Source organism: Leucogemmata humicola, from assembly GCF_055379415.1.
Genome location: NZ_AP040875.1, coordinates 883,901 through 909,690 on the forward strand (window position 1 = coordinate 883,901; position 25,790 = coordinate 909,690).

Consider the following 25,790-nt stretch of genomic DNA (forward strand, 5'->3'; position numbering starts at 1 on the left):
ACCCCAGTGTTTCCCCAAGAAGTATTGTCGGCCGCGCTTCACGGGCCTTGAGCGACTGTATCGATTCGTTCCAGTTGCTTGCCGGTCACGATGAGGTGCCTGCGGTAGTGAAAATGACGATGGCGATCACGTCGTCGTTTGCGGCTCGCTGCTCGAGCCGATGAACGGGTCGGATATTCAGCTCACCAAACGCGGCGATCGAGCGAAGCCACGCCTCGTCTGGCAGGTGAGCTCCGGCCAGCGTCTCGAGGATCCGCTCGGCTCCCTCACCGAGCGGTGCCGAGGCTACAGCGCGCGCCGCGTCTGCCAACGACGCGAGGCTCGATCGCCGATGCCGGGGCGTTCTGGCCAATGCCTGCGCCACACGCGCCAAGGTTGTTCGTCGCGCGCGCGCCGCTGTCACGGCGCCCAGGTCGACGGTAGCGGCTACGCGCCGCATCGAACTCCATCGCGCGAGCGCCTGTAGGATCTCCTCGACTCGCTCGGCGACAACTGGCTGGCTCCGGCCACAGATACATGCTTCGATCGCTCGTCCAACTATCGGTGTGGCGACGCTTGGGCCATTACCAAGGTCGGCGACGAGCGTTGGAACGCGCTCGCCGCGAACGAGGGCGAGGAAACCGTGCGCGCGGCCGACGACGCAGGCCACGACGCACTCGCCCGGATGTGGAGAGGCTTCGGTCGGCAGAAGCCATGCGCGGAGCGTCGAGTCAAAGGCGCCGCGCTGTTCGGCCAAGCTGTTTTCGCGCGCAGGTTCTCCGAGTGGGGACGGGAGGATTCGTCCGGCGACACCGATCGTTCGCTGTGCGACGCCAAGTTTCTCGCGCAGACGTGCCTCGATGCGGAGCAGAGTCTCAGCGGGAGCGGGCGGCGCGAGGGAGTAGACGGTGACGACCTCATGGCGCGAACCAAGTCGCAGGGCTCGGCCCACGCGCTGGTCGAGCCGCGCCGGGTTCCACGGCAGGTCGAGATGCACGATCACCGAGGCTTCCTGAAGGTTCAGGCCCTCGCTCAGCAGGTCGGTGGTGATGAGTAGGTCGATGCGCTCGGATTCTCGCAGCGTTGCATTCGAGGGAGTCGGAGAGAACTGTGCGATCACGGCATCGCGAGGGATCGTACCACTGGCGATTCGCGCTCCGCTCGCCGTCAACGTCGCTAGGCCGCGCTCGTGCGCAAGGCGCGTGCGCAGCGAATTCACAGTTTCAGCATATTGGCAGAAGGCAATGATGCGCGCCCCTGGGTGCGCAGTACGGATGCGGAGGAGTGCTGCGGATCGCGCATCGTCAGGATCCGGTTTGGCGCGCAACGAATGGAGCAGTGCTTCGATTCCAGCGTTGTGTCGGTCGACTGCGATCAGCAACTCATCCACGTTGATGTCAGGCGCCGCTTCTGCGGCGACGATCTCCGGAAACGCGAGTTGCATTGCGTCGTCGGCCTGCGTCCAGGCGGAGAGTTCGCCGCGCGAGGGCCGGCGTCCCGACTCGAGCGCGGCAAGGAGTGCGATACCTCGGGCGCGTCGGCGACGAAGCGCGGCGACAAGCGCTGCGCGACTCGACGTCCACTGATGCACGAGGCCGTAGGTGAGCAGCGCGGCCGCCACAGACTCGTCGCGTGCCGGAACCGGACCCGGGAGAGCGAGAAGCTGCGCCAGGCAGTCGTCGTGGACGTCGAGTGCAATCCGATGCGGTCCGTCTAGCCGCGGCCGTGCTCCGAGCGACGAACCGGAATCGCGGACCACGCACGCTGTGAGCTCTTCGTCGGAGAGCTCCCAGGCCGCTCTGCCGAGAAACAGCGCAAGCTGAGCAGCAAGATCGTCTCGACGATTGTGCACCGGTGTCGCGGTGACGAGCAGAATGCGCGATTGTCGCGCGAGATCTGCGATCAGCGCGTACCTGCGCGTGTGCGGAGTGCGAAGTCGATGCGCTTCATCGATGATGACGAAATCTGGAACGAGATTTGGTGTTCTTCCTCGACTCAGTGACTCGTAGGTTGCGATCGTTACCGTCAGCCGGCAGCGGATCGCGGCGCCGCGCCACATTTCGCGCAGCGATGCCGGAGCAACGACGAGAATGGACCCACCGGTTCGCGAGGCGACCGCCAGCGCTGTGTATGTCTTGCCAACTCCAACAGGCTCGGCGAGCATCGCGCCTCCGCGTTGTGCGATGATCGCGAGGAGGCGATCCGCCGCGCGCCGCTGATGCGCGCGGAGTGTGACCTCTCCAAGCTGCTCGTCGATCGTTTCGCCCCGCGTTGCTTCGCGGGCCAAGATATCGCGAACGATTGTCGGCGACGCTTCGACCCACGATTGTGTCATTCGGAAGACCAGGCAACGAGCGGAGCGACATCATCTTCGTCCAACCCGTACGCTATGAGAGACGCGTCGAGCAGGGCGCAGTCGTCCGGCGGAGTGTTGCACGTCCACGCTGCAGCGAGAGCCTTGCGAGCGCGCTGCCAGTCGTTGGGAATGGGGAGCAGCGAGAGCGTCCACCCGAGATATCTGTGATAACCGCCTCGCGCAGGCTCGGCGATGACATTGAGCCACGCACGCGCGAGCGGACCGTTGAGGAGTGCGCAGAAGGCGCGCGCGTCGATGTCGGCGCGACAGCGCACGACGTAGCAACTGTTCAGCGCAACCGATTGATCACCAGCAGCGAGAACGCAGGCCCTCGGCTCACGGCCGACGTCGCACCACACCACGCGCGGGCGATCGTATCGCGCGCTTTCGGTTCGAAAGAGCGACCACCATCGAGCGTGATGTCGCGAGTCGCTCCGGCTCGACAAGTCGCGTCGCCATCGCGTGAACCATCGTGCCGCATACGGCGGAAGTTCTTTGAGGGGCGCATCGCTCACATCGTGCGTCCAGATGATGTGCTCGGTCGATGCCGGAGCGCGCCAGCGGCGAAGATGCTCGCCGCGCAGCAAAGGGCGCAGCAGCGAACGCTCGATCGTGAGGCGGCGACCGTCCATCGAGCGAACTTCCGCGAGATCGTCGTTGCCGCCGACAACGTGAACGACGAACGCATCGTTCAATCCACATTTGACGCCGAGCAGCGGGCGTCCCAGCGTGCTCGATGCCAATGACTGGCCCGCGTCGCGCACACGGTCGAAGGCGCGTCGCGCCTCCGGTGGTAGGAGTAGCCACGGCGCGCCACTGGTGTCATCGAGCCCGAGCCGTGTGTGCGGAATACTCCACTGCAGCGTAGCGTTGCCACGATGATGTACTTCGATCGAAATGTTCTGCGCACTCTCGACGCGTGCTGACTCGCGTCGGGCGACGATCAACGACGGATAGACCGCCGCATCGAAGCTTCCGGGCGCGTCGGCAAAATCCTCGATGCGGCACAGACGTGCCTCAGCGGTAAGGAGCCGGCGCACGCCTCCGCCCGCGAGCGAGCGCCAGAGTTTCACAGGCACCAACAGAGCGAGACAACCGCTCGGCGCGAGAAGCTGAACCGATCGTTCGATGAACAGAGCGGCGACGTCTACCTGTGCGGCGAATCCCCTGCCTGCGCCGGCCGCCGCTGCGCCGGGTTCCCACGCCGCGGAGCGTGCAACCTCATAGCGCTGTCGAAACCGCGCGCGCTGATCGATCGCGACGTTATGCAGGCGCACCCACGGCGGATTTCCGACGATGAGCTCGAAGCCACCGCGCGCGGCGACGTCGGCGAAGTGGGTCGAAAACGAGAAGGGAAGTGCGCCGCCGGAGGCGACGCGTCGTCGTTGTGATCGTGCGGCAGCGGACTGCTTTCGCAGCGTCTCTGCAGCCGTCTTCTCGTCGCGCGACGGGCGATATCGCTCGCCGAACAGATCGCGACCGCGTCGAACGGACAGGAGATCGCGCCGCTGCTGCGCAATCGTCGCCAAATCCGCATTGATGCACGCGAGCGCACGTTCACGCTCAGCACGATCGAGTTGCCTGGCGAGTGAGTCTTTCCGCGTTCCACTGGAGCGTGCGTAACGCTGCCGCAGTGTTGCCAGCGCTTTCGATCCGGGTAGACGAAGATCGTGGGCGCCAAACCCGTGGCCACATAGGGCGTCTCCCACGCGGATGTTGCGGTCGAGGTTCGGCAGCGGCAGCACAGCCGTGGGATCGGATTCCGTACTCTCGATCGCCACCGACAGCCAGAGACGCAGCTCACAGAGCCAGACGGCGGTCGGGTTCACGTCGACGCCGTGAATGGATCGCGTGAGCACGTCGCGACGAATCGCACTGATGTCGCGCCAGTCGCCGTGTTGCGTCAGCAGATCGGCGACACGCTCCAACGTGTGTACGAGGAATGCACCGGAGCCGCATGCGGGATCGAGGATCGTCAGTCGTTCGAGCGACTCACGCGTCGCGCCGCTGCCGAGCAGTTCGACGATTCCGGAGTCCGCAACGCGTTCGACGAGCGCGAACGGTGTGTAGTACGCTCCCGTGCGACGACGCTCGGTCGCTGCCATGAGCGCTTCGAATGCTCTACCAAGCATTTCCGGATCGACGGCGGCCTCATTCCAACTCGAGGTCTCCTCGCGCGCGGTGAAGCGGTACTGTCCAAATACCTCCGAGATGAGTTGGCCGTACGCGTCATCGGAAAACGTGATTGCCCGATTCCGCTGCTCGAGCGGTGTGCGTGAAAAAAGCCCGCCGTTGAGAAAGGGAATGTGCCCGAACGCCGCGGCGGTTGGTGCTCGCTTTCGTAGGGGCGTGTTGAGCGTGCCGAAGAAGAGCGGGCGAAGGACGCGATCATGAAAGCGTCCGCCGCGCAACATGCACGCGTCAAATCGGTGCGCGATGAATGCCCGATCTCCGTTGAGCCATCCTTTCGCTTCGAGGAAGGACAGAAAGAGGAGGCGCGATGTCTCGAGCAGTGCGATCTCCCGTCGTGCGGCCAGCGACCCGCTCGTGCTCGATGCCGCGAGTGTGTCGAGAGCTCGGTTCAGGGCGCGGAAGAATCGAATGGAGAGCGCGTCACGTCCGAGGATCTCGACCCATCGCGCGTGCGCCAATACGTCGTGGTCGGCGGCGGCGGCGCCGAGCGCGCGAAGGGTCTCGGCGTCGCTATCCACGACGCGCGATCGCTGCGCGATGAGCGCGCCAATACGCGGCGGATGACGAACTGCAGTCCACGCCGCCAGCGCGACCTCGCCGCCACGGTGTGTGACGATGACCAGCCAGAGAACATGCGGCGTCCGATTCGCCAGCCGTGCTGCGAGACGAACCAACCATTCACGGACCTTAGCATCGCCGTCGAGCGCGACCAGCAGTGCGCGTCGCGCCCCGGGGCCTGTGACCATCGCGGCGTCGGCGACGAACACTTCGAGGCCGAGTGTCCGGCGAGTGTCGGGGTCGAGTGGCAATGGATCGCCGTCGAGTCCGGCCGCAGCGGCGATTGGGACCAGCGTGTCGATTGATTCAGCAGCGGCGAGCAACTCGCCGGCAACGCGCAGAGTGAGCACGCGCCGAGAGTACCAGATGAGACTCGGCTCTCCGCGACCAGTCGAACGCCGCCACGATCAAATGTTGGCAGGACTCCAATCCTGCGCTGCGTCACCTACGCCGACGTATAGTCGCGGCCTTTCCACGCGACGCGACTACCGCGCGTGACCGCCGTGGCGGCAATGTAGAAGAACGCGCCGAGTCCAAGTGGATAGAGCAGCGCATACCAGAGGGATTGCTCACTGAAGCGGTAGATCGTGGCCCAGAAGATCAGTGAGGTGCCGACGACGATGCTCGACCACACGAGCCACGCAGTCGACAGCATGCCGGCAAGCGCGAGCGCGAGCGCAATCGGCGGAACCAATCCGGTCAGTGGCAGCGCCATCAACAGAATTGGAAATAACGCACGTCCAATCGCGCCACCGATCACGGCGTTTCTGCCGCCGGCAAAAATGTTCTTCCGCCACCCTCCAATGAGATCGGGCAGCGACGAGTACATTCGCGTCGAGAACTGACGGATGCCGAGGATCAACAGCAGCGGACGACCGCGTCGAAAGAATTCCTGAGCGAGCATGAGATCTTCGGCGACGCGATCTCGCACGACCGCATGGCCGCCAACTGCGTCGTACGCAGCTCGACGAACGAGAATGAACTGGCCATTGGCGATGACATCGGCGGCGCGCTTGGCGTGACTGACATGTTCCGTTCCGCCGTAGCGCATTGCCAGCATCGCGAAGATCTGCGGCTGAATGACGCGCTCCCAGAAGCTGAGCATATCCTGATGCCCAGCAACCGTGAGCAAGTCCACCGAACTCGTGAGCAGCGCGTTTACGGCGCGCGGGAGCAAGTCGGGTTCGTGTTTCGTGTCCGCATCGGTGAACAGGACGAGTTCGCCCGAGCTTGCACTCGCTCCCGTGGCGCACGCCCACTGCTTGCCGAACCAGTCGTTCGGTAGCGGCGGCGCATCGACGACGTGCAGTCGATCATCGTGCGCGGCAATCGCGCGTGCGATATCGCCGGTACCGTCCGTCGAATGGTCATCGACCACGATCACTTCGAGCGACGGATATGTGGTCGAGAGAATCGACGACACGCAACGTTCGATGTTGTGTCGTTCGTTGCGAGCGGGAACCACGACAGAGACCAATGGCGCCTGCAGCGGTGGCTCCGCCGCGATGTCGTCGAGCGATCTCGAGTGTCGAAAGCGAAGCAGTGCAACGATCGGTGGGACGGCCCAGAGGAGCGCCCACAGTACCGGAGCGATCACCTGCATCAAGCGTCTGCTGTCGATCGCTCGGTCTTGGCCGAGGTGCGCGCGACGACGGTTGCTGCAGAGAGCTGGCCGGTGACGTTGGCCGTCGTGCGGAACATGTCGGGAATCGTGTCGACGCCGAGCAGAATACCGACGCCTTCGACGGGAAGGCCGACACTCGTCAGGACGGGCACCATGGCGATGATCGAGCCGCCTGGAATACCGGGGATGCTGAAACTCGTAATCACCGCCGTGATGACGACGGTCACGAGTTGTGCGCCCGAGAGCGGCGTTCCGTAGAGATGCGCGAGGAAGACCGCGCCCGTTGTCAGTCCCAGCGTTGCGCCGACTCGGAATGTGGCTGATGCGAGCGGAATAAAGAACGACGAAATCTCTTCCGGTAGGTGGAGGCGATTTCGCGATCCGTCGATCAGCGCGGGAAGTGCTGCCAGCGACGAACGTGCGGACATCGCGACCGCCTGCGCTGGCGCGGCTGCGCGTGCAAACTCACGCAGTGGTACTCTGCCGCCGAGCGCCGCGACGGGGTAGAGCACGAGCAACATGAATAGCGCGGCAGCCAGCGACACGAGGACGACGTAGGTTGCCAGCGCGCCGACTGCCGCCAATCCCAGGCGGGCGACGAGAGGCAGCGCGAGCGCGAACACTCCGAGTGGTGCGACGACCAGCAACCATCGCACGAGTATCAGCATCGCGGCAGCAATTGCGCGGAAAAACACGACGACTCGGTCACGCAATTCCGTGTTCACGGAACCAAGAGCGAGCCCGAGCGCCAACGCAAACACGATCAGCGGCAACATCGCGCCATCTGCCGCGGCACGAAACGCATTCGCCGGCACGAGTGAAACGAGCCACTCACCTGGCGACTGCATGGCACTGGCGCTCGACGCGAGCGAATTGCCCGCCGGAGCGGCACTGGCTCGTAGACTAGCAACTGCCGCTGCGCTGACATTGATGCGCGCGACGATTGGCGGCGCGACGAGCGCACCAACGATGCCCGACGCCGTGAGCAACACAACGAAGACCACAATCCCTCGAACACCCATGCGCGCGAGGCCGCCGCCGTTCGCGGAAGTTGCGACGGCGACGATCAGGCTCGACACGACGAGCGGGATGACTGTCGCACGGATCGCGTTCACGAACAGCGTTCCGAGTGGTTCGACGATACTCGCCACTCGGCGCGAGAGATCAGGATCGATCTCGCTCAGTGCCAAGCCAATGCCTACGCCGGCGGCGAGGGCGATGAGAACACGCGTAGTCAGCGACACGCGGCAAAGCTACGCATGAAGCCGCCGGGCGGAAGCGTGTTTCGGCGAAACGCACCAACGACAAAACGCGCGAGGCGCTGTATGCGCCCCGCGCTGTCGTCAACGTAGGAACGAACTATCGATTCGAGCTTCCGGAACCGCCCGAGCTTCCAGAATCCGATTTGCCCGGCTTCCCGAAGTTGCCAACATTGCCATCCGTGCCCGGCTTGATCTTGTCGCTATCCGGTCGGATTGGTGAGCCGCTCATTCCGCCGCGATCGCGATCCGTCGAGCTATCACCACGTCCGGTTGAACCAGAGCCGCGATCACTTCCTGATCCCCGATCGCTTCCCAATCCACGGTCACTACCTACTCCGCGATCGCTGCTCGATCCCGAATCCTTGCTCGGGCTTCCAGAGTAGCTCGATCCCGAGCCGCTCTTACCGGACGAACCGCTCATTCCGTCACCTTGATTGTCGCGATCTGCCATAGTGTGTTCCTCCGCTACGTCGTGAGAATCCGGCACCGTGTTTCCCCAACTACCCCGCCGGCTCAGCAACACGTACACAGCACGTGGAGTGCCATACGTTTGCTCAGCCGTTGGAAACATTGAGTTGACGACGCGGGTTCAGTGTGCGAGTGTGCGGCGAGATGAAAGTGCCTCCGCTCCTGCTGCCGGGCTCACGAGTTGCACTCGTTGCGCCTGCGGGCCCTCTTCGCGACGAAGCCGACCTCCAACACGCGCGCAATAACGCGCGCGCGATGGGGTGGGAACCGGTCGTCGGCGATTACGTGCTCGAGCGCAAAGGATATCTGGCCGGAAGCGACGAACATCGTCTCGCCGATCTCAACCGTTTTGCAGCGGACCGATCGATCGATGGCATATGGTGCATTCGCGGTGGATACGGCGCGATGCGTCTGCTCGATCAACTCGACTATGGCTCGTGGTTCCGCCGCCCCAAGGCGTTGATTGGATATTCTGATATCACCGCTCTGCATTGCGGGCTCAATGCACGTGCGGATCTCGTGTCGTATCACGGGCCAACCGCGCGCGGTCAGCTCACGGAATTCACTCGTGCCTCACTGAGTGCGGCTGTGATCGACGGTGCCGAGTCGTGTGGTACCGCGCCCGACGCGGTCACGCTTCGTGGTGGGCAGACGCGCGGTCGCTTGATCGGCGGCAATCTGGCGCTACTCACGGCGTTGTGCGGAACGCGGTACGCGCCGTCGTACGCCGGCGCCATTCTCGTCATCGAAGACGTGAACGAATCCGTCTATCGGATTGATCGAATGCTCACGCAGCTACGGCTGAGTGGCGCACTGCATCTCGTTGCCGGTATCGCGTTCGGGCACTTCAGCGAGATACCGGAGGATCCGGACAATCAGACGCGCTCCCTTAACGACGTCCTGGGAGAATTCGCTGACCGCGGTACCGTTCCCTGCCTCGCTAACATTCCTCTTGGGCATATCGCCGATCAGTGGACGATCCCACTCGGCGCGATGGCGGAGTTGGACGCTGACTCAAAAACCCTTTCGGTACGTCGCTGACATGAAAACAGGCCGGCAGCTCCTCGACGAAGCGAAAGCGCGCGTCAAGCAGGTGAGCGTCGACGAAGTGATGGAGATGCAGAAGCGCGGCGAGAACATCACCTTTCTCGACGTTCGCGATCTCCATGAGGTCAATCTCGGAAAGATTCCGGGCACCGTTCACGTCTCGCGCGGAAATCTCGAGACGAAGATCGAAGCACTGATTCCGCACGATGCGAACGTCATCATCTACTGCGCGTCCGGGAATCGTTCCGCGTTCGCGGCGGAGACGATGGCGCAGATGGGCTACGCGCACGTTGCCTCGATGGCCGGCGGGTTCCGCGCGTGGGCGGAAGCAGGCGGCGACATTGAATGACGCGTGACGTCGATCGACGCGCTGCTCGAACATCCTGACGTCGCACGACTCGCCCGGCGTCTCGCCGTGCGGACTGGACGCACGATTCCGCGTGAGGGCGCAATGCGCTACGCGGCGATCGCACTCGTACTGCGTTTAGCCGAGAGTGGCGAACCCGAACTGCTCCTCATCAAACGCGCGGAAATGGAGCGCGACCCGTGGAGTGGCCATATCGCCTGCCCGGGCGGACGGATGGACCCGACTGATCGCGATCTCGAGTTCACGGCCGTTCGCGAAACGTGGGAAGAGACGGGCGTCGATCTAGCGCGAGACGGCCGCGTGCTCGGCACACTCGACGACGTGAGTCCCTATTCACCATCGTTGCCGCCGCTGATCATTCGGCCGTTTGTCGCGGCAGTAAAGCCCGATGTAACGCTCACGCTGAGCAGCGAGGTCGCCGAAGTGTTCTGGGTACCGCTCGCGGCCATTCGCGAAACGGCGGCGTGGGGCCGCGGAATGGTACGCATTCGCGGCCTGGGTGAACGCGAGGAGAGCGTGTTCCGACACGGCGAATACACCGTGTGGGGACTTACTCACCGCGCGCTCACACAGTTCGTCGAGCTACTCGGCGCGTAGCGCGGTCGCCGGATCAACGCGCGACGCACGGATTGCTGGTCGCAGCGAACCGAACAACGCTGTGGCCGCACAGAGCGCGATCGCGACGCCAAACGTGAGAGGATCGTTGGGCTTCACGCCAGCGAGCAGGGCTTCCATTGCGCGTCCGGCCCAGATCGAAAGCGCGACGCCGGGGATCAAGCCGCCGAGCGAGAGAAGAATTCCCTCACGTGCGATCATGCCGACGATGCGGGTTGATTCCGCGCCGAGAGCGACGCGTACGCCGATTTCGCGAGTGCGATGCGATACGGTGAAGGACAACAGGCCGTGTAGTCCGATGCCGGCGAGCAACAACGCGATTGCGGCGAGAACGCCCAACACGCGGAGCTGTGTGGAACGCGATGCTGTTTCGTTAGCGACGATCTCGTCCATCGTTTGTACGCTGGAGATCGGCTGCTGCGGATCCACCGAGTGGACGATGCGGCGAACCTCAGGCAGGAGCGTCGCCAGCGGTACGGTGGATCGAATGGCTAGATCCTTCGGCGAATAGAAGACGATCTGGCTATCGCTCACCTGCTTTGGCGCGACGTAGACCTGCGGCTCGCTCTGTCGCTCGAGTCCGCGAACGTGAATGTCACCCACCACGCCCACAACCGTTCGGTCGTGCAGCCCGAAATTGAACTGTTTGCCGATCGGATCCTCGCGCGGCCAATATCGTTTCGCGAACGACTCGCTGACGACGGCGACGTATGGCTGCGTCGAGTCATCCGTATCGGCAATGTCTCGGCCTTTCAGAACTGGAATACGCAGCGTGGCGAAGAACTGCGGCGACACGAAGCGGAGGCTCGCCGTGTTAGACGCGTCGCGAATCGCTTCGCGGCCGGAGACTTTCACTGGCCAGATGCCGCCGCCCATGGTCATCGGCAAGAAGCTGGTGTACGCCGCGCTCTGAACGCCGGGGAGTGCGCGCACGCCGTTCAGCACCTGGGCGTAGAATTGTGAGCGCGAGTTGACGATATCGTATCTCGGGAGAGGAAGCGCAGTGCGCATCGTCAGCACTCCCTCCGTCTTGAAGCCGGGGTCAATCGCTTGAATGCGCCACATCGCGCGCACGAGCAGCCCCGACGAAATGAGCAGCGCGACGGAAACCATGACTTCGACCATCACGAGCATTCCGCGCACACGCTGCTTCGCTCCACCGAGTGTGCGTGCGCCGTCGCGGAGTGCTTCAATCGAGCGCGCTCCGCCGGCGCGCATGGCGGGGATGACACCGAACGCGAGTCCGGTGATGAGAATCGAGAGGCCGGCGAATGCCAGCACGCGAAGGTCGACGCTTGGCTGCTGCGCGATCGGCAGAGTATTTGGAACGAGCTGTGTGAGCGCAGGAACCGCGGCGATTGCCACTAGCACGCCGACGGCGCCGCCAATGGTCGCGAGCACCAGACTCTCTGTGACGAGCTGTCGCATGAGTCGTTCGCGGCCTGCACCGAGCGCGGCGCGCACGGCGATCTCGCGTTCCCGGCCCACGGCGCGAGCGAGCAGCAAGTTGGCGAGATTCGCACACGCCAGCAGAAGCGTGCAGAGCGCCGCGCCACAGAGCGCGAAGATCAGCAGTCGTGAGCGATCGGAGAGTTCGTCGCTCATACGGTAGACGTTCGTCCCTGTTTTCTCGTTTTCCTTGGGATGCTCTCGCTCGAGGCGAGCGGCAATCAGCGCGAACTCGGTCCTGGCCTGCTCGAGCGTCACACCGTTGCGCAGACGACCGACGCCGGTGAGATAATTGTTGAATCGATCCTCAGCGTCTGCGGGCGAGATGTTGTGCGTGCGCCAGATGGCGACGTCGCGACTTGGAAAGTGATAGTCCGACGGCATGACACCGATGACGGTGTACGGCCGACCGTCGAGGTCGACGCGTTTGCCGATTGCTGACGCATCGCCGCCGAGCTGTGTTTGCCACAGATCGTAGCTGATGATGATCGTCTCGCTGGCGATCGTGTCGGAGGCGGTAAACAGGCGACCCATCAGCGGCTTCACGCCGACGATCGACAGCACGTCGTGGCTGATCTCGGCCGTTGATACGCGCCGTGGCTCGCCGCCGGTGACGAGGTTTGCCGCGCCGTTGTTGTACACGCCGAAGCCGGACAGCGTCGTGGCCGCCGACTTGAGATCGCGATAGTTGGGCGGAGAGAGCTCCATCGTCCCGTAGCCCGGTGTGCGTTCCCACACTTTCACGAGCTGCTCTGGATGCGGGAAGGGCAGGGGACGCAGGAGTACGAAGTCAGCGACCGAAAAGGCGGCAGTGTTTGCGCCGATGCCGAGTGCGACGACCAGCACCGCTGTGAGCGCGAAACCCGGCGCTCGTCGCAGTGCGCGCACCGTGTAGACGAGATCCTGCCGCAGAATGTCGAAGTGTGCGGCGATCGCGTTTGGTACGATGTCTCCGATCGCGGCGACGAACGTTCCGATCGCGCCGAACAGCCCAGTGGCGCCGGCGCGTCGCGACGCGAACACTGTCGCGAGCTCGTCGCCGTACTCGGCGCGCAGCGAGGCGGGGTAGAGATGCAATAGCCAGCGATAGAAGCGCATCACGTCGTCTCCGGAGTCAGGCCACGCGCACGCGCGAGGCGCACGAGCTGCGTGAGCCGGCGCATCTCGGCGCGTGCCACCGCTGTCCCGAACGCGGTGATCGAGTAGTACCGTCGGCGCTCGTCGTCGAGAGCGGGCGCGGGTCGCTTCCGCGCTTCGACAATCAGTCCCTGCTCGAGCATGCGCTGGATCGAGCGGTAGAGCGTGCCGGCGCTCAGTCGGAGGTCGCCGTCGGTGCGTGACTCGACGTCTTGAATGATGGCGTAGCCGTGTCGGTCTTCATCGGTCAACGCCATGAGGATGTGGAACGTTGCCGGTGGCAGCGGAAGCATTGAGTCTGGCGTCATGAGTCCAGACTATATCCAGTGTGGATATATTGTCAATGGATATAGTTGGCGCGCGGCGTGAGGCGTGCGTCGGTGAACAAACGAAGGGCCAGCGCGATGTGTCTCGCGCTGGCCCTTCTGCATGACTTCGTGGCCGCATCACACCACCGAACAGACCTCAGGGACCGAGCGGAACGCGGAGGCCGACCATCAAGAATGCGTCGTGGACGTTCCATTTGCTGTCCGCGCCCTTGCTCAAGAAGTCGGTTAGTTCCGCGACCACACCAAGGTGTCCGAGCGTGACGTCGGCACCCAGGCCGCCGTGGAACGCAAAATCGCGATCGTCGCCTCCGGTCGTGAGCGACGTTCCCGAGTCGTATTTGTAGAACTTCTCGCCACCGCCGACGAGGAGATACGGTTGTACGAGAATCCTCGGCAACGGCCGGATCACGAGATCGGCGGCGGCAGCGAATACGTTGCCTTTGCCGATGTCCTCTTTGCTCGCGTTCTTGATCGTCGTGCCAGACGCATAGGCGAAACTGCCGCGGAGCATGCCGAGGCCAACGTTCAAGCCGAGCGACAGGGTGCCGTCGCGCGTCTTCGCGATGTCTGTCGCGTTGCCTTGCACCTGATTGACGTTGCTTGCCGGTACATAACCGCCGACCATCGGCTCGATCACGATCTGTGCATGCGCCACTGGGTAGGCGACGACGAGAAGAGCGGCGGCCGAGAGGACAGCTCGAAGGGACTTCATCCTGCACCTCCTACCTGATTCGAATTCTCCGGTCGGTTCGACCGGCGCGGGGTCGTAAGGGCTGACTACCCCCGCTGTTCCGCAATGATTCGGCCGCGCCGAATCCTTAGTGAGAAGTGTGACGCTGGTCACGTTGCGCGAAATGCCCGAATCAGGCATGATGCAGCGGCGCCGCAGCCATGATGAAGTGCTTATGACTCTTCTCTAGAGGGTGTTGAATGCGAGCGTTTTGTTCGAGTGTTTGTGCCGTGATGCTGTCGGTTCCATTCGCTGTCGGCGTGGCACAGGAACCAAGGCGCCTTGCCCAGCCAGATTCGGTGCCGTTCGAGTTGGCGTCGGCGCTCGTTGCGGCTGGCGGGCTCGGCGGTGAGCCGCAGATACTGGTGGGATCGATGCCCGGCTGGGTGAACGGGCGAATCAAGACGCCGTCCAGTGCGAACGTGCTTGGTTCGGCGTTCGTCGGCAGCACTGTCGTCGGCATTCTTTCCGTTCCCGACGCGCCCGAGGCAGTCATTGCCGACATGAAGCGCGAGCTTCTCAAGCAGGGTTGGAAATCACCGCCGCCGCCTCCGTCATACGGTGGTGGCTTTCGGCCAGCGGGCTTTCAGTCGAACGGTGCGGACGGGATCCCAACGCGCACGACGCTCTGTGGCGATGCGCAGCTTCTCACTCTGTCTGCGGCGCGTCATCGTGGGACCTCGACTGAACTGACTCTCCGCGTCGTGTCTACTCCGTCGTATTCGGTGTGCACGCCCCAGCCGATGCCCCAAGGGGTGACTCGCAATCCGTTTCCAACGTTGTTCAATCCCGCTGAAGTAATCGACGGGCGCATGACGCCGGGGTGTGCGCAACAGTATTCGGGCAGCGGGACGAGCACGAACCTGCTCACGCAGTTGCGCGGCGGGGCAATCCTCGAGCATTACGCCAAGCAGTTGCAGGACTCCGGCTGGCAGGCGCCAAAGGTGAGCAACAGCATTGTCGGTCGCACGTGGACGAAGACTGACTCCGCGGGTATGCCTCAAGAGTTGAGCCTGACGGTTACGACGTCGGCGCGCGATTCAACCTGTCAGGAAGTCAACATGCAGGTGCGGTCAATGAGGAAACCATAATGGCCCGGCTTCAACTCGGCCCGCTACTTCTGGCGCTCATCTTGAGTGCGTGCCACAGCGCCGCAACCTCTACAACTCCAGCGCCTGCGTCGTCGGCGCCGCCAGCGTCAGGAACTGGCGCGGCAGCGCCAGCGCCTATTGTGCGCGATCTGTTGGTGTCCGCCAGCAACTCGTTTCGTCCGTTGCGCGGCGACTCTGCGCTTCGGGCATTTGCGCCGGAGATTCCGGCCGATGAGGGCGGCGGCGAGTGCTCGATCACTCGAACCACGGGCTCTGGCGCGACGATGGTGATCGCCGCCTTTCCCGCGAAGGTAAAGCCTGTCATGCAGGTGAACATCACCTTCGACTCCGTTGGGCGCCTCGTCCGTTATTCGGAACGCCGTGGCATTCCCGACATGTCGATGGCGAAGGGAATGAAGATCGATCAGGTCGACAGCCTGATCCGCGCTCAGGAGGCGAAGACACGCAGTACCAACGTGAGCCTCGACTACGCGATCGATCAGGGGATAGCGATGAATCGTGGCGGCGGAAAGTCGACCAACGCCGTGATGGGCACAGTTCGCGAAATCGAGCGGCTGGAAAAGCTCGGGCCGCCTGCCGCACGACTCGAGCGCGTGCGGAAGCTCTGCGGGGTGTAGCGCGACGTTAGCGCTTCTCTTCCATCAGGCACATCGTGTTGCCCTCGGAGTCGCGGAACGCTGTGAGCCAGAGCTGGTGATCGGGCATTTGCGCGATCATGTGAGGCGCATCGATGAAGGGCACGCCTCGCGCACCGAGGTCGCGATGCGTGCCCTCGATGTTGGTGATGAAGAAGTAGAGGATCGATCCAGGGTGATCGTGCTCCGGCTGTTCGGCTGCGGTGAGCATGAGACGCGTGCCGCCGCAGTCGAAGAACGACAGAGTGGGTCCGGCCGCGAATAGGAAGGGAAGGCCAAGCGTGTCGCGATAAAACGCGGTGGCCCGCGCCACATCCTTGCAGACGACGGCGATCTGTCCAATACGGGCCGAGCGGAGATCCAGCATGGTGAGCCTCCTCGAGCTGAGGCCAGCGGATCGGGATCTTGCCCGACGTCGGCCGGCGATGTTTAGTTAGCTCGGCTAACGATCTGATCGAAATAGTTAGCTTGGCTAAGTAATAGTATCGGAGATGCCCGCAAAATCCGCAAGAGCAAAGCGCCCCGCGTCCCGCGCCGGCGATGCCACCGAGCTTGCCGACCGCCTTCACTCGTCGGCGATCCATCTGTTGCGTCGGCTGCGGCGCGAGGACGACGCGTCTGGTTTGCCCGCGCCACAACTCTCGGCGCTCTCGGTAATAGTGTTCGGCGGACCGATAACCCTTGGCGCGCTGGCTGCCGCCGAACAGGTGCGGCCACCGACGATCTCGAAGCTGGTGGTATCGCTCGAGGAGGCGGGGCTCGTCGAGCGAGAGATCGACGACGCGGACCGACGAGTCACGCGCGTGAAAGCGACGGCGCGGGGGACGCGCCTACTACAGGAGGGGCGCACGCGTCGCGTTGCGTCACTCGCGGCGGCACTGGCAGCGCTGTCAGCGGCCGATCGCGCGACACTGGCTCGCGCGCTGCCCGTGCTCGAAAAAGTCGTGCGCGGCCCAACGTCTGTCCCTCACGGCTGACAGCCGTCCTTGCTACGGCCGCCCATGGTCCGTAAGTTAGGAGAGACTAACTTACATTTGCCGATTAACTAATCCGTGGCCTTGCCCGACATTACTGACGAACATCCGAAGACCGAGCCAGAATCGGGCTGGCGCCGCTCCCGCGTCGCACCGAGCCTGCAGGACGTCTATCGCACCATTCCTGTCGATGGCGGCAGCTTTTTCAGGAAGCTTCTCGCCTTTGCCGGGCCGGGGTATCTCGTCGCGGTCGGCTACATGGATCCCGGCAACTGGGCCACCGACCTCGCCGGCGGATCCAAGTTCGGGTATTCGCTGCTCAGCATCGTCCTGCTGTCGAACCTGATGGCTGTACTGCTGCAGGGGCTCGCATCCAAGCTTGGCATCGTCACGGGTCGTGATCTCGCACAGGCGTGCCGCGACCACTATTCGCGCCCCGTCGCGATCATGCTGTGGATTCTCTGCGAGATCGCGATTGCCGCCTGTGATCTCGCCGAGGTGATTGGTTCGGCAATCGCACTGAATCTGCTGTTCAACATCCCCATCGCCGTCGGCGTGCTGATCACCGGCTTCGACGTGCTGTTGCTCCTCTCGCTGCAGAATCGCGGCGTACGCGTGCTCGAGGCACTCGTCATCACGTTGATCGCAACAGTTGGACTCTGCTTCCTGTTCGAAATCATTCTCGCTCGCCCCGACATGGGCGCGATCGCGAAGGGCTTCATTCCGACGGCCGGAATCGTGACGAACAAGGAGATGTTGTACGTCGCAATCGGCATCCTCGGCGCGACGGTCATGCCGCACAACCTGTATCTGCACTCGTCGATCGTGCAGACGCGCCAATACGCGGAAACTCCGTCCGGGCGCCGCGAAGCGGTTCGCTTTGCGTTCCTCGACTCCACGATTGCGCTGACCTTTGCGTTCTTCATCAACGCGGCCATCCTGATCATCGCCGCGGCAACGTTCCACACGTCGGGGCACGCGGAAGTGGCGGAAATCCAGGACGCCCACAAGCTGCTCACGCCGCTGCTCGGCGCCGGAGCGAGCACCGCATTCGCCCTCGCGCTGCTTGCTTCGGGACAGAACTCGACGCTTACCGGCACGCTGGCCGGCCAGATCGTGATGGAAGGGTTTCTCAACATCCGAATTCGACCCTGGCTACGGCGACTGATCACCCGCTTGATTGCCATTGTGCCGGCGGCGCTAGTCGCCATTTTCTATGGCGAGAGCGGCACCGCTCAGCTGCTCATTCTCAGTCAGGTGATTCTCAGCTTGCAACTGTCGTTCGCCGTGTTCCCTCTGGTGAAGTTCACGTCTGATCGCGCGAAGATGGGTGCATTCGCCAATTCCACCGCGGTAAAGGGGCTCGCGTGGACCGTGGCGATCGTGATTGCATCGCTCAACGCCTGGCTGTTGGTGCAAACCTTCCACAGTTGGATGACGTGATGTACAGGCGCATCCTGGTTCCGATCGAGCACTCCGCATACGACGCGACGATCATCGAACACGTGCGGAAGCTGGCGAAGTTTTGTGGCGCATCGGTCGTCCTCATTCATGTTGCCGACGGCTTTGCTGCTCGCAACCTGAATCAGCTCGACCTGCGCGAGTCGGAAGAGATGAAACTCGATCGCGAATATCTCGAGCAGACTTGCGTCTCGCTCGAGACGACGGGACTCGAGGCCGAGTGTCTGCTTGCGGCAGGCGATCCAGCCAAGGAAATCTCGGCGGCGGCGTCGCGCGAGGGCTGCGACCTCATCGCGATGTCGACGCACGGCCACAAGTTCATCAAGGACATGCTGTACGGCAGTGTCGCGAATGAAGTGCGGCACATGTCACGCGTACCGGTGCTTCTCGTACGCGGACAGCGCGACCAGACTCCATCCTCCAGTCAGACGCAACCGTCGTCATGATGGCTAAAGCAGTACCGCCGGTCACCGGACCGGTCGAGGATTATCTAAAGGTCATTTTCGAGCTCGAGAGTGCGGCCGGCATTGCTGGCACGACGGAGATCGCGTCGGAGCTGGGCTTCGCGCCGCCGTCGGTCAGCGGCATGATCAAGCGACTCGCCGATCAGGGATTGATCGAATACGAGCGCTATCGTGGGGCGCGACTCACCAAAGCTGGACGTCGCGCGGCACTGCGTACGATTCGCCGGCATCGCGTCATCGAGGCATATCTCACGACGGCCCTGTCGTATCCGTGGGATCGTGTACACGACGAAGCAGAACGCCTCGAGCACGCGGCCTCCGATGAGCTGATCGATCGTATGGCCGCCGCGATCGGTGAGCCAACCACCGATCCGCACGGAGCGCCGATCCCGTCGCGCGACGGCACACTCGACGAAACACCGGTGCTCGCGCTCGACGAAGTCGACGTCGGTACGCGCGTATGTGTTCAGCGCGTCGGCGATCGTGACGCCGAGCAGCTTCGCTATCTCGAAACGCTCGGCATCAAGCCGGGTCGTTGGATTGAAGTCGTGTCGCGCGAACCGTTCGATGGGCCGATTGCGCTACGCGTTGGACGGTCGACGCGATCGATTGGCCCGGCGCTCGCCAAGCAGATTCTCGTCGCGTCGACTCACTGACAGTCGGTCGAGTCGGCATGCACGACTCGGCCTCGGCCCTCTGCCTTGGCGCGCGCGAGCGCTTCGTCCGCGACGCGGAAGACGGTCGTCCAATCTTCGCCGTCGCGTGGAAATTCGGCGAGACCAGCGCTAAAGGTTACCGCGAACTTTCCGCGGCTCGTCTCGAAAGTCTCGTTGCGCAATTTGACCAGCGCCTGTTCGAGGCGTCGCGTGGCGGCCGCGCATGAGATGGCGTACATGCCGATCACGAATTCCTCACCGCCCCATCGCGCAACGATATCTTCGCCGCGAAAGCAGCCAGAGAGAATCGTCGCGACGCGGCGTAACACGATGTCGCCAACAGGATGACCGTACCGGTCGTTGACGTCCTTGAATTGATCGAGGTCGACAACGGCAACGGAAATGGGTTGACGCTGGCGGCTCGCGAGCTTGAAGAACCGTTCGAGGGTTTGCGCGCCACGGCGTCGAGTGGCAACGCCAGTCAAGCTGTCGACATTGGCCGCGAGGCGCAGCATGCGTGTTCGCTCCAGCCGATTGCGAACACGTCCGACGAGTTCGGGCCGAAGCGTGGACTTGGCGATGACGTCGTCGGCACCGCACTCGAACATGCGGTGGATGCCTGCCGGGTCGGTGCTCGACGTCAGCAGCAGCACGGGGACCGCGGCCCAGCGCGGGTCGTTGCGGAGGACCTGGCATAACTCGAACGAATCGAGCTGTGGCATCTCGGCGTCGAGTATCAGCATGTCGGGCGACGTCTCGGCAAGTATCGCCAGTGTTGACAGCGGATCGGCGACGGGCACAATGCGACCGCCAATCGGCGCGAGCTCGCGTTCGACGCTCTCCAGTTGCTCGGCGTCGCCGTGAATGACGACGATCGTTTGCGGTTCGTGGGCCGACGCGAGTGTCAGTTCGCGCAACTGATCGACGATTTGTTGCGAACGAACCGGCTTATGAAAGAAGCTGCGCGCGCCGAGTCGCGCGGCATTCATGCGATCGTGCAGGCGGTCGTATTTCGAGAGCACGATGACATCAATGCTAGGGCGACTCGATTTGAGTTCGCGCACGAACTCCACACCGATTCCCTCGAGCGGCAAATCGAGCAGAACGGCATTGACGCCTTCCAGGCGGTCGCGCGCGGCCGCGGCAGTATCGGCGCCAATGATTTCGATGCCGAGCGAGTGTGAGTCGGTGGCAATGCGGTCGCGAAAGTCGCCGTCGCTGCTGATCACGAGTACGCGTGCGGTCGGCGTTCGCGATGCGGCTCGCACTGCGCGCGCGAGCGTTGCATCGTCGCCGAGCTCCATGTGGAGTTGGGCGGTGAGCGACGACAGACGCGTGACGTCCGTCGTCGTGAACGGAGCGGAGCCCTCGAGCAGCGCTTCTACCTCGCGAGCCAGTGTGGCCGCATTCCAGAATCCAAACGCACCGACGGTACTGGCGAGCTGGTTCGCGCTCTGTGCCGCGCTGGCGCGCGCGTCGCTGCCCAGCGCACCGGCGGAAAGCGCGGCTATCGCGTCGTCTAGCGTCTTCAACGTTTGAAGAGCAGCCTCGCGCGAGCGACTCCAGATTGCCTCGAGCGCGCTTCGGATTGACTCGTCCACCATGGCCGTCATGACTGAATACGATCGAGCTGAGCAGGCCGCTTCGCCGCGCTGATTTGAATGCCGACAGTTCTATAGTAGGAAACGGACCACTCCGACATAAAGATCGGAACGCTCCTTGCCGCCGACTGGGCGAACACGCTCGCGAGGCTCATGGCCGTACAACTGATGCCGACCGATCCGAATGTGGGGATTCCTGACCTCATTCATCGGTTGAAGGACGATTCCCGTCGACTCTTGGCGAACGAAGTGCGCCTCGCCAAGCTCGAGCTTCACGAAAGCGTGCAGCGCGGTGGCACCGGCGCGATGTATCTCGGAATCGCCTTCGGTGTCGCGGTCGTGGCGGCCGTGATGCTCACACTGCTCGTGGCAACGCTTGTGGGGCGCGTTGCTTCCGGGCACATGTGGATTGGCGCGCTGTTGACTGGCGTCGTTGAGTTGGCGGTGGGCGGTTGGCTGGTGAAACGCGGCCTCACGATCGCCGCCGAGAGCGCCAAGCGCGGGTCGGATTAACTTTGGGCGCATGCTCGCTGCGCTTCTGATCGCGGCTCTAACACAACAAGCTGGACAACAGATCGACAGCGGTCCGCCTCATCGCTTGCCGCGTACGGTGGCGATCGACGAGCGACTGGCCGCAGACGCGCGTGTGCAACTCGGCGATCGACTGGTGCTATCGCGCACCCCGGGTGGCCCAGGAGACACCGTCGTGGTTGCAGCGACAGTTCGACGGCGAGCCGATCCGTCTGAGGTGGCGCGCGCCGAGTACCGCATTCGGACCCATCTGGATCAACTGCAATCGCTGATCGACTACGGCGATCGTACCGATCGCTTCGCGATTGCGGCGAACGGTGGACTCTCGGCGGACAGCGCCATCGCGCGGATCAACGACGCTGCGTTCGGCTTTCAGGCGTATCGCTCGCGCGACATCGCCGTGGAAACGTCGCGCACGTTTCTCGTGGTCAGCCGATTTCACCGAGCGATCGGCGTGATCACGATTATCGCTAGCGCCGTGTTTCTTCTGTGCATCATGCTGCTCAAGGTCGACGAACGCAGGCGGGATGTCGCTGCGTTGCGTTTGATGGGGATTTCCGCGGGATCGATCGTTCGATCCGTGATGGTTGAAGCGGCGGCGGTCGCAGTCCTCGGGAGCGGACTTGGCGTGGCGATGGGCGCTGGGCGTCGGCGCAGATCATCAACTGGCACTACCGAGGTGTGTATCGCACGCCGCTCGCGTTTGCGCTCGTCACTCCGGGGATTGTCGCGTTCGCGGTGGTGCTGTCGCTCGTACTCGGGTTGATCGCCGGGTTTGCGGCGGCGCAGCGACTCGTGCGCGTTCCACCGCTCGAACTGTTGAGTGGCCGACATGAGGAGCGCGTGCCGGCGTCGCGAGCCTCCTGATGCTCTTCCGACTCGCATGGGCGACCCTAACGCGGCATCGCAGCCGAACCCTCCTGGCGATTCTTGGCGTCGCCGTGTCTGCGGCAATGCTGCTCGACATGGTGATGCTGTCGAGCGGAATGCGCGCGTCATTCCGTGAGCTCCTGTTGTCTCGCGGTTTTCAGCTTCGGTTGGCGCCAAAGGGCACGCTTCCGTTCGACACGGACGCGACGATCGCCGACGTGACCGCGATTTCTCGCACACTTTCGGCGATGCGCGATGTTCAAACCGTGAGCCCTGTGCTTGGCGGGCAGCTTCACGTCGCAATTGGTGAGCGGGCGAGCACGGCGACGGCGCTAGGCGGCGACGCGGTAGCACAGGGCGACTACGAAGTGCTCGAAGGTCGCTCTCCTACGGGAGCCAACGAGCTCGTTGCGAGCGACGACTTTCTGCGCGCGACAGGTGTAAAGATTGGCGATACGCTGTCGGCGGCCGCCGGATACGATCCTCAGTTGCGCGCATACTCGGGCCGTCGAACGCTGACAGTCGTTGGTCGCGCGCATTTCCTGTACATGCCCGCTGAGCAGCGCGCGGTCGCGCTGCCGCTGCAGACCCTGCAATCAATGCAAGGTGTCGCCGCTACTGACCGCGCGTCGTTCTTCATGGTACGCGCGCGGCAGGGCGCAAACGTCGACTCTTTGCTGCACAGAATCGAGCGCGATGTGCCGCGCGTGTCGGCGATTTCGACCGAAACGGCAATGCGCCAAGTCGACGAGCGGTTGAGCTATTTCCGACAGCTCGCGCTCATCCTCGGCGCAGTGAGTCTCACCGTGGGTTTTCTGCTCGTCGCAACACTCGTCACGGTGTCAGTGAACGAACGCCTCGGCGAGATCGTCGTGATGCGAGCCATCGGCGTGGCGCGCTGGCGAATCGTGCAGCAGATCGTGCTCGAGGGAACGGCGATCATGATCGTTGGTGCGCTCGTTGGTCTCGCACTTGGCCTCGTCACGGCTCGATATCTGAACTCAATCCTGGCTTCATTCCCGGGGCTTCCTGCGGCGATCGATTTCTTCAAGTTCGAGCCGCGCGATGCGTGGGCTGCACTCGGCATGCTCGTCGGCGCGGGAATTCTCGCCGGCATTTATCCGTCCTGGCGTGGAGCGTCGCGTCCGATCGCCACGACGTTACGCGAAGAGGCAGTCGGATGAGCGAACGTCCGGTGGTCGAGCTCCGCGATCTGCGCCGCGAGTATCACATGGGCGACGAGCTCGTGCGCGCTGTGCGCGGCGTGACGCTCGACATCGCGCGCGGTGACTACGTCGCCATCGTCGGCCCGTCGGGGTGCGGAAAGTCGACGCTGCTCAATCTGATTGGCGGCATTGATCGTCCGAATGCAGGAACGGTGACGATCGACGGTGCGCGCGTCGACGAGATGAGCGACTCGAAGGCGACACGCTTTCGACTCGAGCACATCGGCTTCGTCTTTCAGCGTTTCTACCTCATGCCGGCGCTCTCGGCGGTGGAAAACGTCGAACTGCCGATGGCTGAGGCAAAACTGCCAACTGATCGGCGATTGAAGCGGGCGCGCGACCTATTGGCGTACGTCGGGCTGGGAGAACGTCGTACACACCGGCCGGCTCAGTTGTCGGGCGGCGAACAGCAGCGTGTGGCGATTGCGCGCGCGTTGGCGAATGACCCGGACATTCTCCTTGCCGACGAGCCGACCGGCGAGCTCGACGCAAAAACTGGCACGGAGATGATCGATCTCCTTGCACAAGTGAATCGTGATGGAACGACGATCATCGTCGTGACGCACGACGAGCATCTGGCGCGAGCCGCGCGTCGCGTCGTACACATGCGCGACGGCGTCGTGGTCGACGATCGACGACAGGACGGGCCGTGATCACCCGGTTGGCATTTCGAAACATCGTTCTGCGTCCGTGGCGCTCGGCGTTTCTGCTCTTCGGCTACAGTCTGGGCGTGTCGGTGATGATCGTGCTTCTGTCGATCGGCGAAGCGCTACTGACACAGGCGAGAGACGAGAAGCTCGTTGGCGGCGGCGCTGTGACGGTTCTGCCAGAAGGCATCGACGTCGAGGTTCTCAAAACGGGCGGGCTCGGCGGAATGTTTTTCTCGATCGACCATGCGCGGTTCGTGTACCAGCAGTTGCTTGCCGCGCCGAGGCTTGCGCCGTTCGTGCAGGCGGTTGCTCCGCAGATCGAGGGAAAGCTGTTGTACGCGCGAACGATGAGCGGACGAGAATGGCCGGTGATGGCGAGCGGCGAGATTCCGTCGGCGACGACTGCCGTGGGAGCGATGCCGCCGCTCGCGAGCGGCGATTGGCGCGATGATGGGCCTGATCGAGCATGGGTCGATCCTCAGCCGAACGAGCTCCGCAATTCGATCGACCATTTCCATCTCCCGCCGGCGATTGCGCGCAAGGATCCAACGTGGGCGGAGTGGCACTACTTCAACGTGCTCTCGCCCGATCGCATGAAGTGGGCGTTCATCTCGCTGATCGTCGCGGGTGAAGTTCCCGACGGCACGTGGGGCGGCCAGGTTCTCGTCACGTTGCACACTCAAGGCGGACCGACGCGCCGATTCGTCGCGACCGTTCCATCCAGCGCTGTGCATCTGTCGACGTCCGTCGCGGATCTGAAAGTTGGTAGTTCGAGCGTTTCGCTGCTTTCCGACGGGCGATATGCCGTGCGCGCAAAGGCGGCCGAGGAGCGAGGCGCGGGAGTTGTCGACGTGAATCTCGTCGTGTCGCCGGCACCGCGCGCGTATTTTCCTGGTGCGGCGCTGTCGAGTGGCGAAACAGTGTCTGGGTACGTCGTGCCCGGCCTACGAGCTGACGCCACCGGATCGATCTGCGTGAACGGATTGTGCGAGCAATACGAAGGCGCACAGTCGTATCACGATCACAACTGGGGCGTGTGGCGAGGCGTAACATGGGAGTGGGGTGCCGCTCGCGCTGGCAGCTACACGTTGCTCTACGGGCGAGTTCAGCCGGCTGACAGTTCCGTCGCCTCTCAGCCGCTGTTCGTCTATGTCGTCGATTCGCTCGGCTTCCTCGGCCTATTTCGTCCGAGAGAGATTCGCTATGAGGATTCTCGCGAGGTGCGCGTCGCCGGGGGGACCATCCGCGTCCCAGGGAGCGGCGAGATGGTCGATGTGCGCGGCAATGACACGCTGCGAATCGCGCTGACGATCGAGGATGCCACGGCGACGGACACGCGAACTCCGGGCGTCGAACGTGGTGACGGGCTGAGTTCACGCCAGCTCGCGCGCCCCTACTTCGTGCAGATGAAGGGTGTGATGCGAATTAGCGGCCGTGTTCGAGGCCAGCCAATCCGCGGCGAAGGGTCGGGGTTTTTCGAGACCTACCGATAGGCC

The 25,790-nt window shown here is 63.4% G+C and carries 24 protein-coding genes; 14 read left to right on the forward strand and 10 right to left on the reverse strand.

The annotated features are described in order from the left end of the window. Positions 1–85: 85 nt before the first annotated feature. The 5 genes from AC6H4Z_RS03715 to AC6H4Z_RS03735 all read right to left on the reverse strand — a co-directional run bounded on the left by AC6H4Z_RS03715 (position 86) and on the right by AC6H4Z_RS03735 (position 8,423). The gene (locus tag AC6H4Z_RS03715) at positions 86–2,314 is read right to left on the reverse strand and encodes a helicase-related protein (RefSeq protein ID WP_497545395.1); all 2,229 of its coding nucleotides are present in this window, start codon (positions 2,312–2,314) and stop codon (positions 86–88) included. Next, the gene (locus tag AC6H4Z_RS03720; protein WP_497545396.1) at positions 2,311–5,436 is read right to left on the reverse strand and encodes an Eco57I restriction-modification methylase domain-containing protein; all 3,126 of its coding nucleotides are present in this window, start codon (positions 5,434–5,436) and stop codon (positions 2,311–2,313) included. The genes AC6H4Z_RS03715 and AC6H4Z_RS03720 overlap by 4 nt, the downstream gene beginning before the upstream one ends. A gap of 95 nt (positions 5,437–5,531) precedes the next feature. Beyond that, entirely contained in the window at positions 5,532–6,689 is a 1,158-nt protein-coding gene (locus AC6H4Z_RS03725) for a glycosyltransferase family 2 protein (RefSeq protein WP_497545397.1), read from the reverse strand. After that, on the reverse strand, positions 6,689–7,954 hold the full coding sequence (locus tag AC6H4Z_RS03730) for a dicarboxylate/amino acid:cation symporter (protein ID WP_497545398.1): 1,266 nt from the start codon (positions 7,952–7,954) through the stop codon (positions 6,689–6,691). Before AC6H4Z_RS03730 ends, AC6H4Z_RS03725 begins: the two co-directional genes overlap by 1 nt. Before the next feature lie 115 nt (positions 7,955–8,069). Further along, the gene (locus AC6H4Z_RS03735; RefSeq protein WP_497545399.1) at positions 8,070–8,423 is read right to left on the reverse strand and encodes a hypothetical protein; all 354 of its coding nucleotides are present in this window, start codon (positions 8,421–8,423) and stop codon (positions 8,070–8,072) included. A 161-nt stretch (positions 8,424–8,584) separates the two neighbouring features. Here AC6H4Z_RS03735 and AC6H4Z_RS03740 point away from each other — a divergent pair, with 161 nt between their 5' ends. Genes AC6H4Z_RS03740 through AC6H4Z_RS03750 form a run of 3 tightly spaced genes read left to right on the forward strand, consistent with a single transcriptional unit; the run spans position 8,585 to position 10,451 of the window. Then, entirely contained in the window at positions 8,585–9,481 is an 897-nt protein-coding gene (locus AC6H4Z_RS03740; protein WP_497545400.1) for a S66 peptidase family protein, read from the forward strand. Position 9,482: 1 nt separating this feature from the next. Further along, positions 9,483–9,836, forward strand: a complete 354-nt coding sequence (locus AC6H4Z_RS03745) for a rhodanese-like domain-containing protein (protein WP_497545401.1) — start codon at positions 9,483–9,485, stop codon at positions 9,834–9,836. A gap of 3 nt (positions 9,837–9,839) precedes the next feature. After that, complete coding sequence (locus AC6H4Z_RS03750) at positions 9,840–10,451, forward strand: NUDIX hydrolase (protein WP_497545402.1); 612 nt, start codon at positions 9,840–9,842, stop codon at positions 10,449–10,451. Here AC6H4Z_RS03750 and AC6H4Z_RS03755 read toward each other — a convergent pair. The 3 genes from AC6H4Z_RS03755 to AC6H4Z_RS03765 form a co-directional block, all read right to left on the reverse strand. Further along, on the reverse strand, positions 10,437–13,016 hold the full coding sequence (locus tag AC6H4Z_RS03755; RefSeq protein ID WP_497547006.1) for an ABC transporter permease: 2,580 nt from the start codon (positions 13,014–13,016) through the stop codon (positions 10,437–10,439). The genes AC6H4Z_RS03750 and AC6H4Z_RS03755 overlap by 15 nt on opposite strands. Continuing rightward, complete coding sequence (locus AC6H4Z_RS03760) at positions 13,016–13,363, reverse strand: PadR family transcriptional regulator (RefSeq protein ID WP_497545403.1); 348 nt, start codon at positions 13,361–13,363, stop codon at positions 13,016–13,018. The genes AC6H4Z_RS03755 and AC6H4Z_RS03760 overlap by 1 nt, the downstream gene beginning before the upstream one ends. A 157-nt stretch (positions 13,364–13,520) precedes the next feature. After that, positions 13,521–14,096 carry a hypothetical protein gene (locus AC6H4Z_RS03765; protein ID WP_497545404.1) on the reverse strand — a complete coding sequence of 192 codons (576 nt, stop codon included), beginning with the start codon at positions 14,094–14,096 and terminating at the stop codon, positions 13,521–13,523. 218 nt (positions 14,097–14,314) lie between these two features. Between AC6H4Z_RS03765 and AC6H4Z_RS03770 the strand changes: the two genes are divergently transcribed. Both AC6H4Z_RS03770 and AC6H4Z_RS03775 read left to right on the forward strand, forming a co-directional pair. Next, entirely contained in the window at positions 14,315–15,205 is an 891-nt protein-coding gene (locus AC6H4Z_RS03770) for a hypothetical protein (RefSeq protein WP_497545405.1), read from the forward strand. After that, on the forward strand, positions 15,205–15,843 hold the full coding sequence (locus AC6H4Z_RS03775; protein ID WP_497545406.1) for a hypothetical protein: 639 nt from the start codon (positions 15,205–15,207) through the stop codon (positions 15,841–15,843). Before AC6H4Z_RS03770 ends, AC6H4Z_RS03775 begins: the two co-directional genes overlap by 1 nt. Before the next feature lie 7 nt (positions 15,844–15,850). Here AC6H4Z_RS03775 and AC6H4Z_RS03780 read toward each other — a convergent pair whose 3' ends face one another. Further along, the gene (locus AC6H4Z_RS03780; protein WP_497545407.1) at positions 15,851–16,228 is read right to left on the reverse strand and encodes a VOC family protein; all 378 of its coding nucleotides are present in this window, start codon (positions 16,226–16,228) and stop codon (positions 15,851–15,853) included. A 124-nt stretch (positions 16,229–16,352) separates the two neighbouring features. Between AC6H4Z_RS03780 and AC6H4Z_RS03785 the strand changes: the two genes are divergently transcribed. The 4 genes from AC6H4Z_RS03785 (at position 16,353) to AC6H4Z_RS03800 (ending at position 19,416) form a co-directional block, all read left to right on the forward strand. Continuing rightward, on the forward strand, positions 16,353–16,838 hold the full coding sequence (locus AC6H4Z_RS03785) for a MarR family winged helix-turn-helix transcriptional regulator (RefSeq protein WP_497545408.1): 486 nt from the start codon (positions 16,353–16,355) through the stop codon (positions 16,836–16,838). Between the two features lie 81 nt (positions 16,839–16,919). Next, entirely contained in the window at positions 16,920–18,278 is a 1,359-nt protein-coding gene (locus tag AC6H4Z_RS03790) for an Nramp family divalent metal transporter (RefSeq protein ID WP_497545409.1), read from the forward strand. Further along, on the forward strand, positions 18,278–18,742 hold the full coding sequence (locus AC6H4Z_RS03795; RefSeq protein WP_497545410.1) for a universal stress protein: 465 nt from the start codon (positions 18,278–18,280) through the stop codon (positions 18,740–18,742). The genes AC6H4Z_RS03790 and AC6H4Z_RS03795 overlap by 1 nt, the downstream gene beginning before the upstream one ends. Continuing rightward, complete coding sequence (locus AC6H4Z_RS03800; RefSeq protein ID WP_497545411.1) at positions 18,739–19,416, forward strand: metal-dependent transcriptional regulator; 678 nt, start codon at positions 18,739–18,741, stop codon at positions 19,414–19,416. The genes AC6H4Z_RS03795 and AC6H4Z_RS03800 overlap by 4 nt, the downstream gene beginning before the upstream one ends. Here AC6H4Z_RS03800 and AC6H4Z_RS03805 read toward each other — a convergent pair. Beyond that, entirely contained in the window at positions 19,410–21,029 is a 1,620-nt protein-coding gene (locus tag AC6H4Z_RS03805) for a diguanylate cyclase domain-containing protein (protein WP_497545412.1), read from the reverse strand. The genes AC6H4Z_RS03800 and AC6H4Z_RS03805 overlap by 7 nt on opposite strands. 141 nt (positions 21,030–21,170) lie before the next feature. Between AC6H4Z_RS03805 and AC6H4Z_RS03810 the strand changes: the two genes are divergently transcribed. From AC6H4Z_RS03810 to AC6H4Z_RS03830, 5 genes are all read left to right on the forward strand, one after another. Then, positions 21,171–21,530: a phage holin family protein gene (locus AC6H4Z_RS03810; RefSeq protein ID WP_497545413.1), complete on the forward strand. Its 360-nt coding sequence runs from the start codon at positions 21,171–21,173 to the stop codon at positions 21,528–21,530. Between the two features lie 10 nt (positions 21,531–21,540). Next, complete coding sequence (locus tag AC6H4Z_RS03815) at positions 21,541–22,314, forward strand: ABC transporter permease (RefSeq protein ID WP_497545414.1); 774 nt, start codon at positions 21,541–21,543, stop codon at positions 22,312–22,314. A gap of 100 nt (positions 22,315–22,414) precedes the next feature. Further along, entirely contained in the window at positions 22,415–23,602 is a 1,188-nt protein-coding gene (locus tag AC6H4Z_RS03820; protein ID WP_497545415.1) for an ABC transporter permease, read from the forward strand. Continuing rightward, positions 23,599–24,297 (forward strand): ABC transporter ATP-binding protein, encoded by a 699-nt coding sequence (locus tag AC6H4Z_RS03825; protein ID WP_497545416.1) that lies wholly within the window; start codon positions 23,599–23,601, stop codon positions 24,295–24,297. Before AC6H4Z_RS03820 ends, AC6H4Z_RS03825 begins: the two co-directional genes overlap by 4 nt. Beyond that, positions 24,294–25,787 (forward strand): hypothetical protein, encoded by a 1,494-nt coding sequence (locus AC6H4Z_RS03830; RefSeq protein WP_497545417.1) that lies wholly within the window; start codon positions 24,294–24,296, stop codon positions 25,785–25,787. The genes AC6H4Z_RS03825 and AC6H4Z_RS03830 overlap by 4 nt, the downstream gene beginning before the upstream one ends. The last annotated feature ends 3 nt before the right edge of the window (positions 25,788–25,790 follow it).

What these genes read in the sequence shown, in the direction of transcription:
- AC6H4Z_RS03775 (WP_497545406.1), top strand. Translation starts at nt 15,205, where the DNA reads ATGGCCCGGCTTCAACTCGGCCCGCTACTTCTGGCGCTCATCTTGAGT.
- AC6H4Z_RS03820 (WP_497545415.1), top strand. Translation starts at nt 22,415, where the DNA reads ATGCTCTTCCGACTCGCATGGGCGACCCTAACGCGGCATCGCAGCCGA.
- AC6H4Z_RS03715 (WP_497545395.1), bottom strand. Translation starts at nt 2,314, where the DNA reads ATGACACAATCGTGGGTCGAAGCGTCGCCGACAATCGTTCGCGATATC.
- AC6H4Z_RS03785 (WP_497545408.1), top strand. Translation starts at nt 16,353, where the DNA reads ATGCCCGCAAAATCCGCAAGAGCAAAGCGCCCCGCGTCCCGCGCCGGC.
- AC6H4Z_RS03760 (WP_497545403.1), bottom strand. Translation starts at nt 13,363, where the DNA reads ATGACGCCAGACTCAATGCTTCCGCTGCCACCGGCAACGTTCCACATC.
- AC6H4Z_RS03770 (WP_497545405.1), top strand. Translation starts at nt 14,315, where the DNA reads ATGCGAGCGTTTTGTTCGAGTGTTTGTGCCGTGATGCTGTCGGTTCCA.
- AC6H4Z_RS03825 (WP_497545416.1), top strand. Translation starts at nt 23,599, where the DNA reads ATGAGCGAACGTCCGGTGGTCGAGCTCCGCGATCTGCGCCGCGAGTAT.
- AC6H4Z_RS03725 (WP_497545397.1), bottom strand. Translation starts at nt 6,689, where the DNA reads ATGCAGGTGATCGCTCCGGTACTGTGGGCGCTCCTCTGGGCCGTCCCA.
- AC6H4Z_RS03780 (WP_497545407.1), bottom strand. Translation starts at nt 16,228, where the DNA reads ATGCTGGATCTCCGCTCGGCCCGTATTGGACAGATCGCCGTCGTCTGC.
- AC6H4Z_RS03735 (WP_497545399.1), bottom strand. Translation starts at nt 8,423, where the DNA reads ATGGCAGATCGCGACAATCAAGGTGACGGAATGAGCGGTTCGTCCGGT.
- AC6H4Z_RS03810 (WP_497545413.1), top strand. Translation starts at nt 21,171, where the DNA reads ATGGCCGTACAACTGATGCCGACCGATCCGAATGTGGGGATTCCTGAC.
- AC6H4Z_RS03740 (WP_497545400.1), top strand. Translation starts at nt 8,585, where the DNA reads ATGAAAGTGCCTCCGCTCCTGCTGCCGGGCTCACGAGTTGCACTCGTT.
- AC6H4Z_RS03795 (WP_497545410.1), top strand. Translation starts at nt 18,278, where the DNA reads ATGTACAGGCGCATCCTGGTTCCGATCGAGCACTCCGCATACGACGCG.
- AC6H4Z_RS03755 (WP_497547006.1), bottom strand. Translation starts at nt 13,016, where the DNA reads ATGCGCTTCTATCGCTGGCTATTGCATCTCTACCCCGCCTCGCTGCGC.
- AC6H4Z_RS03800 (WP_497545411.1), top strand. Translation starts at nt 18,739, where the DNA reads ATGATGGCTAAAGCAGTACCGCCGGTCACCGGACCGGTCGAGGATTAT.
- AC6H4Z_RS03745 (WP_497545401.1), top strand. Translation starts at nt 9,483, where the DNA reads ATGAAAACAGGCCGGCAGCTCCTCGACGAAGCGAAAGCGCGCGTCAAG.
- AC6H4Z_RS03815 (WP_497545414.1), top strand. Translation starts at nt 21,541, where the DNA reads ATGCTCGCTGCGCTTCTGATCGCGGCTCTAACACAACAAGCTGGACAA.
- AC6H4Z_RS03805 (WP_497545412.1), bottom strand. Translation starts at nt 21,029, where the DNA reads ATGACGGCCATGGTGGACGAGTCAATCCGAAGCGCGCTCGAGGCAATC.
- AC6H4Z_RS03765 (WP_497545404.1), bottom strand. Translation starts at nt 14,096, where the DNA reads ATGAAGTCCCTTCGAGCTGTCCTCTCGGCCGCCGCTCTTCTCGTCGTC.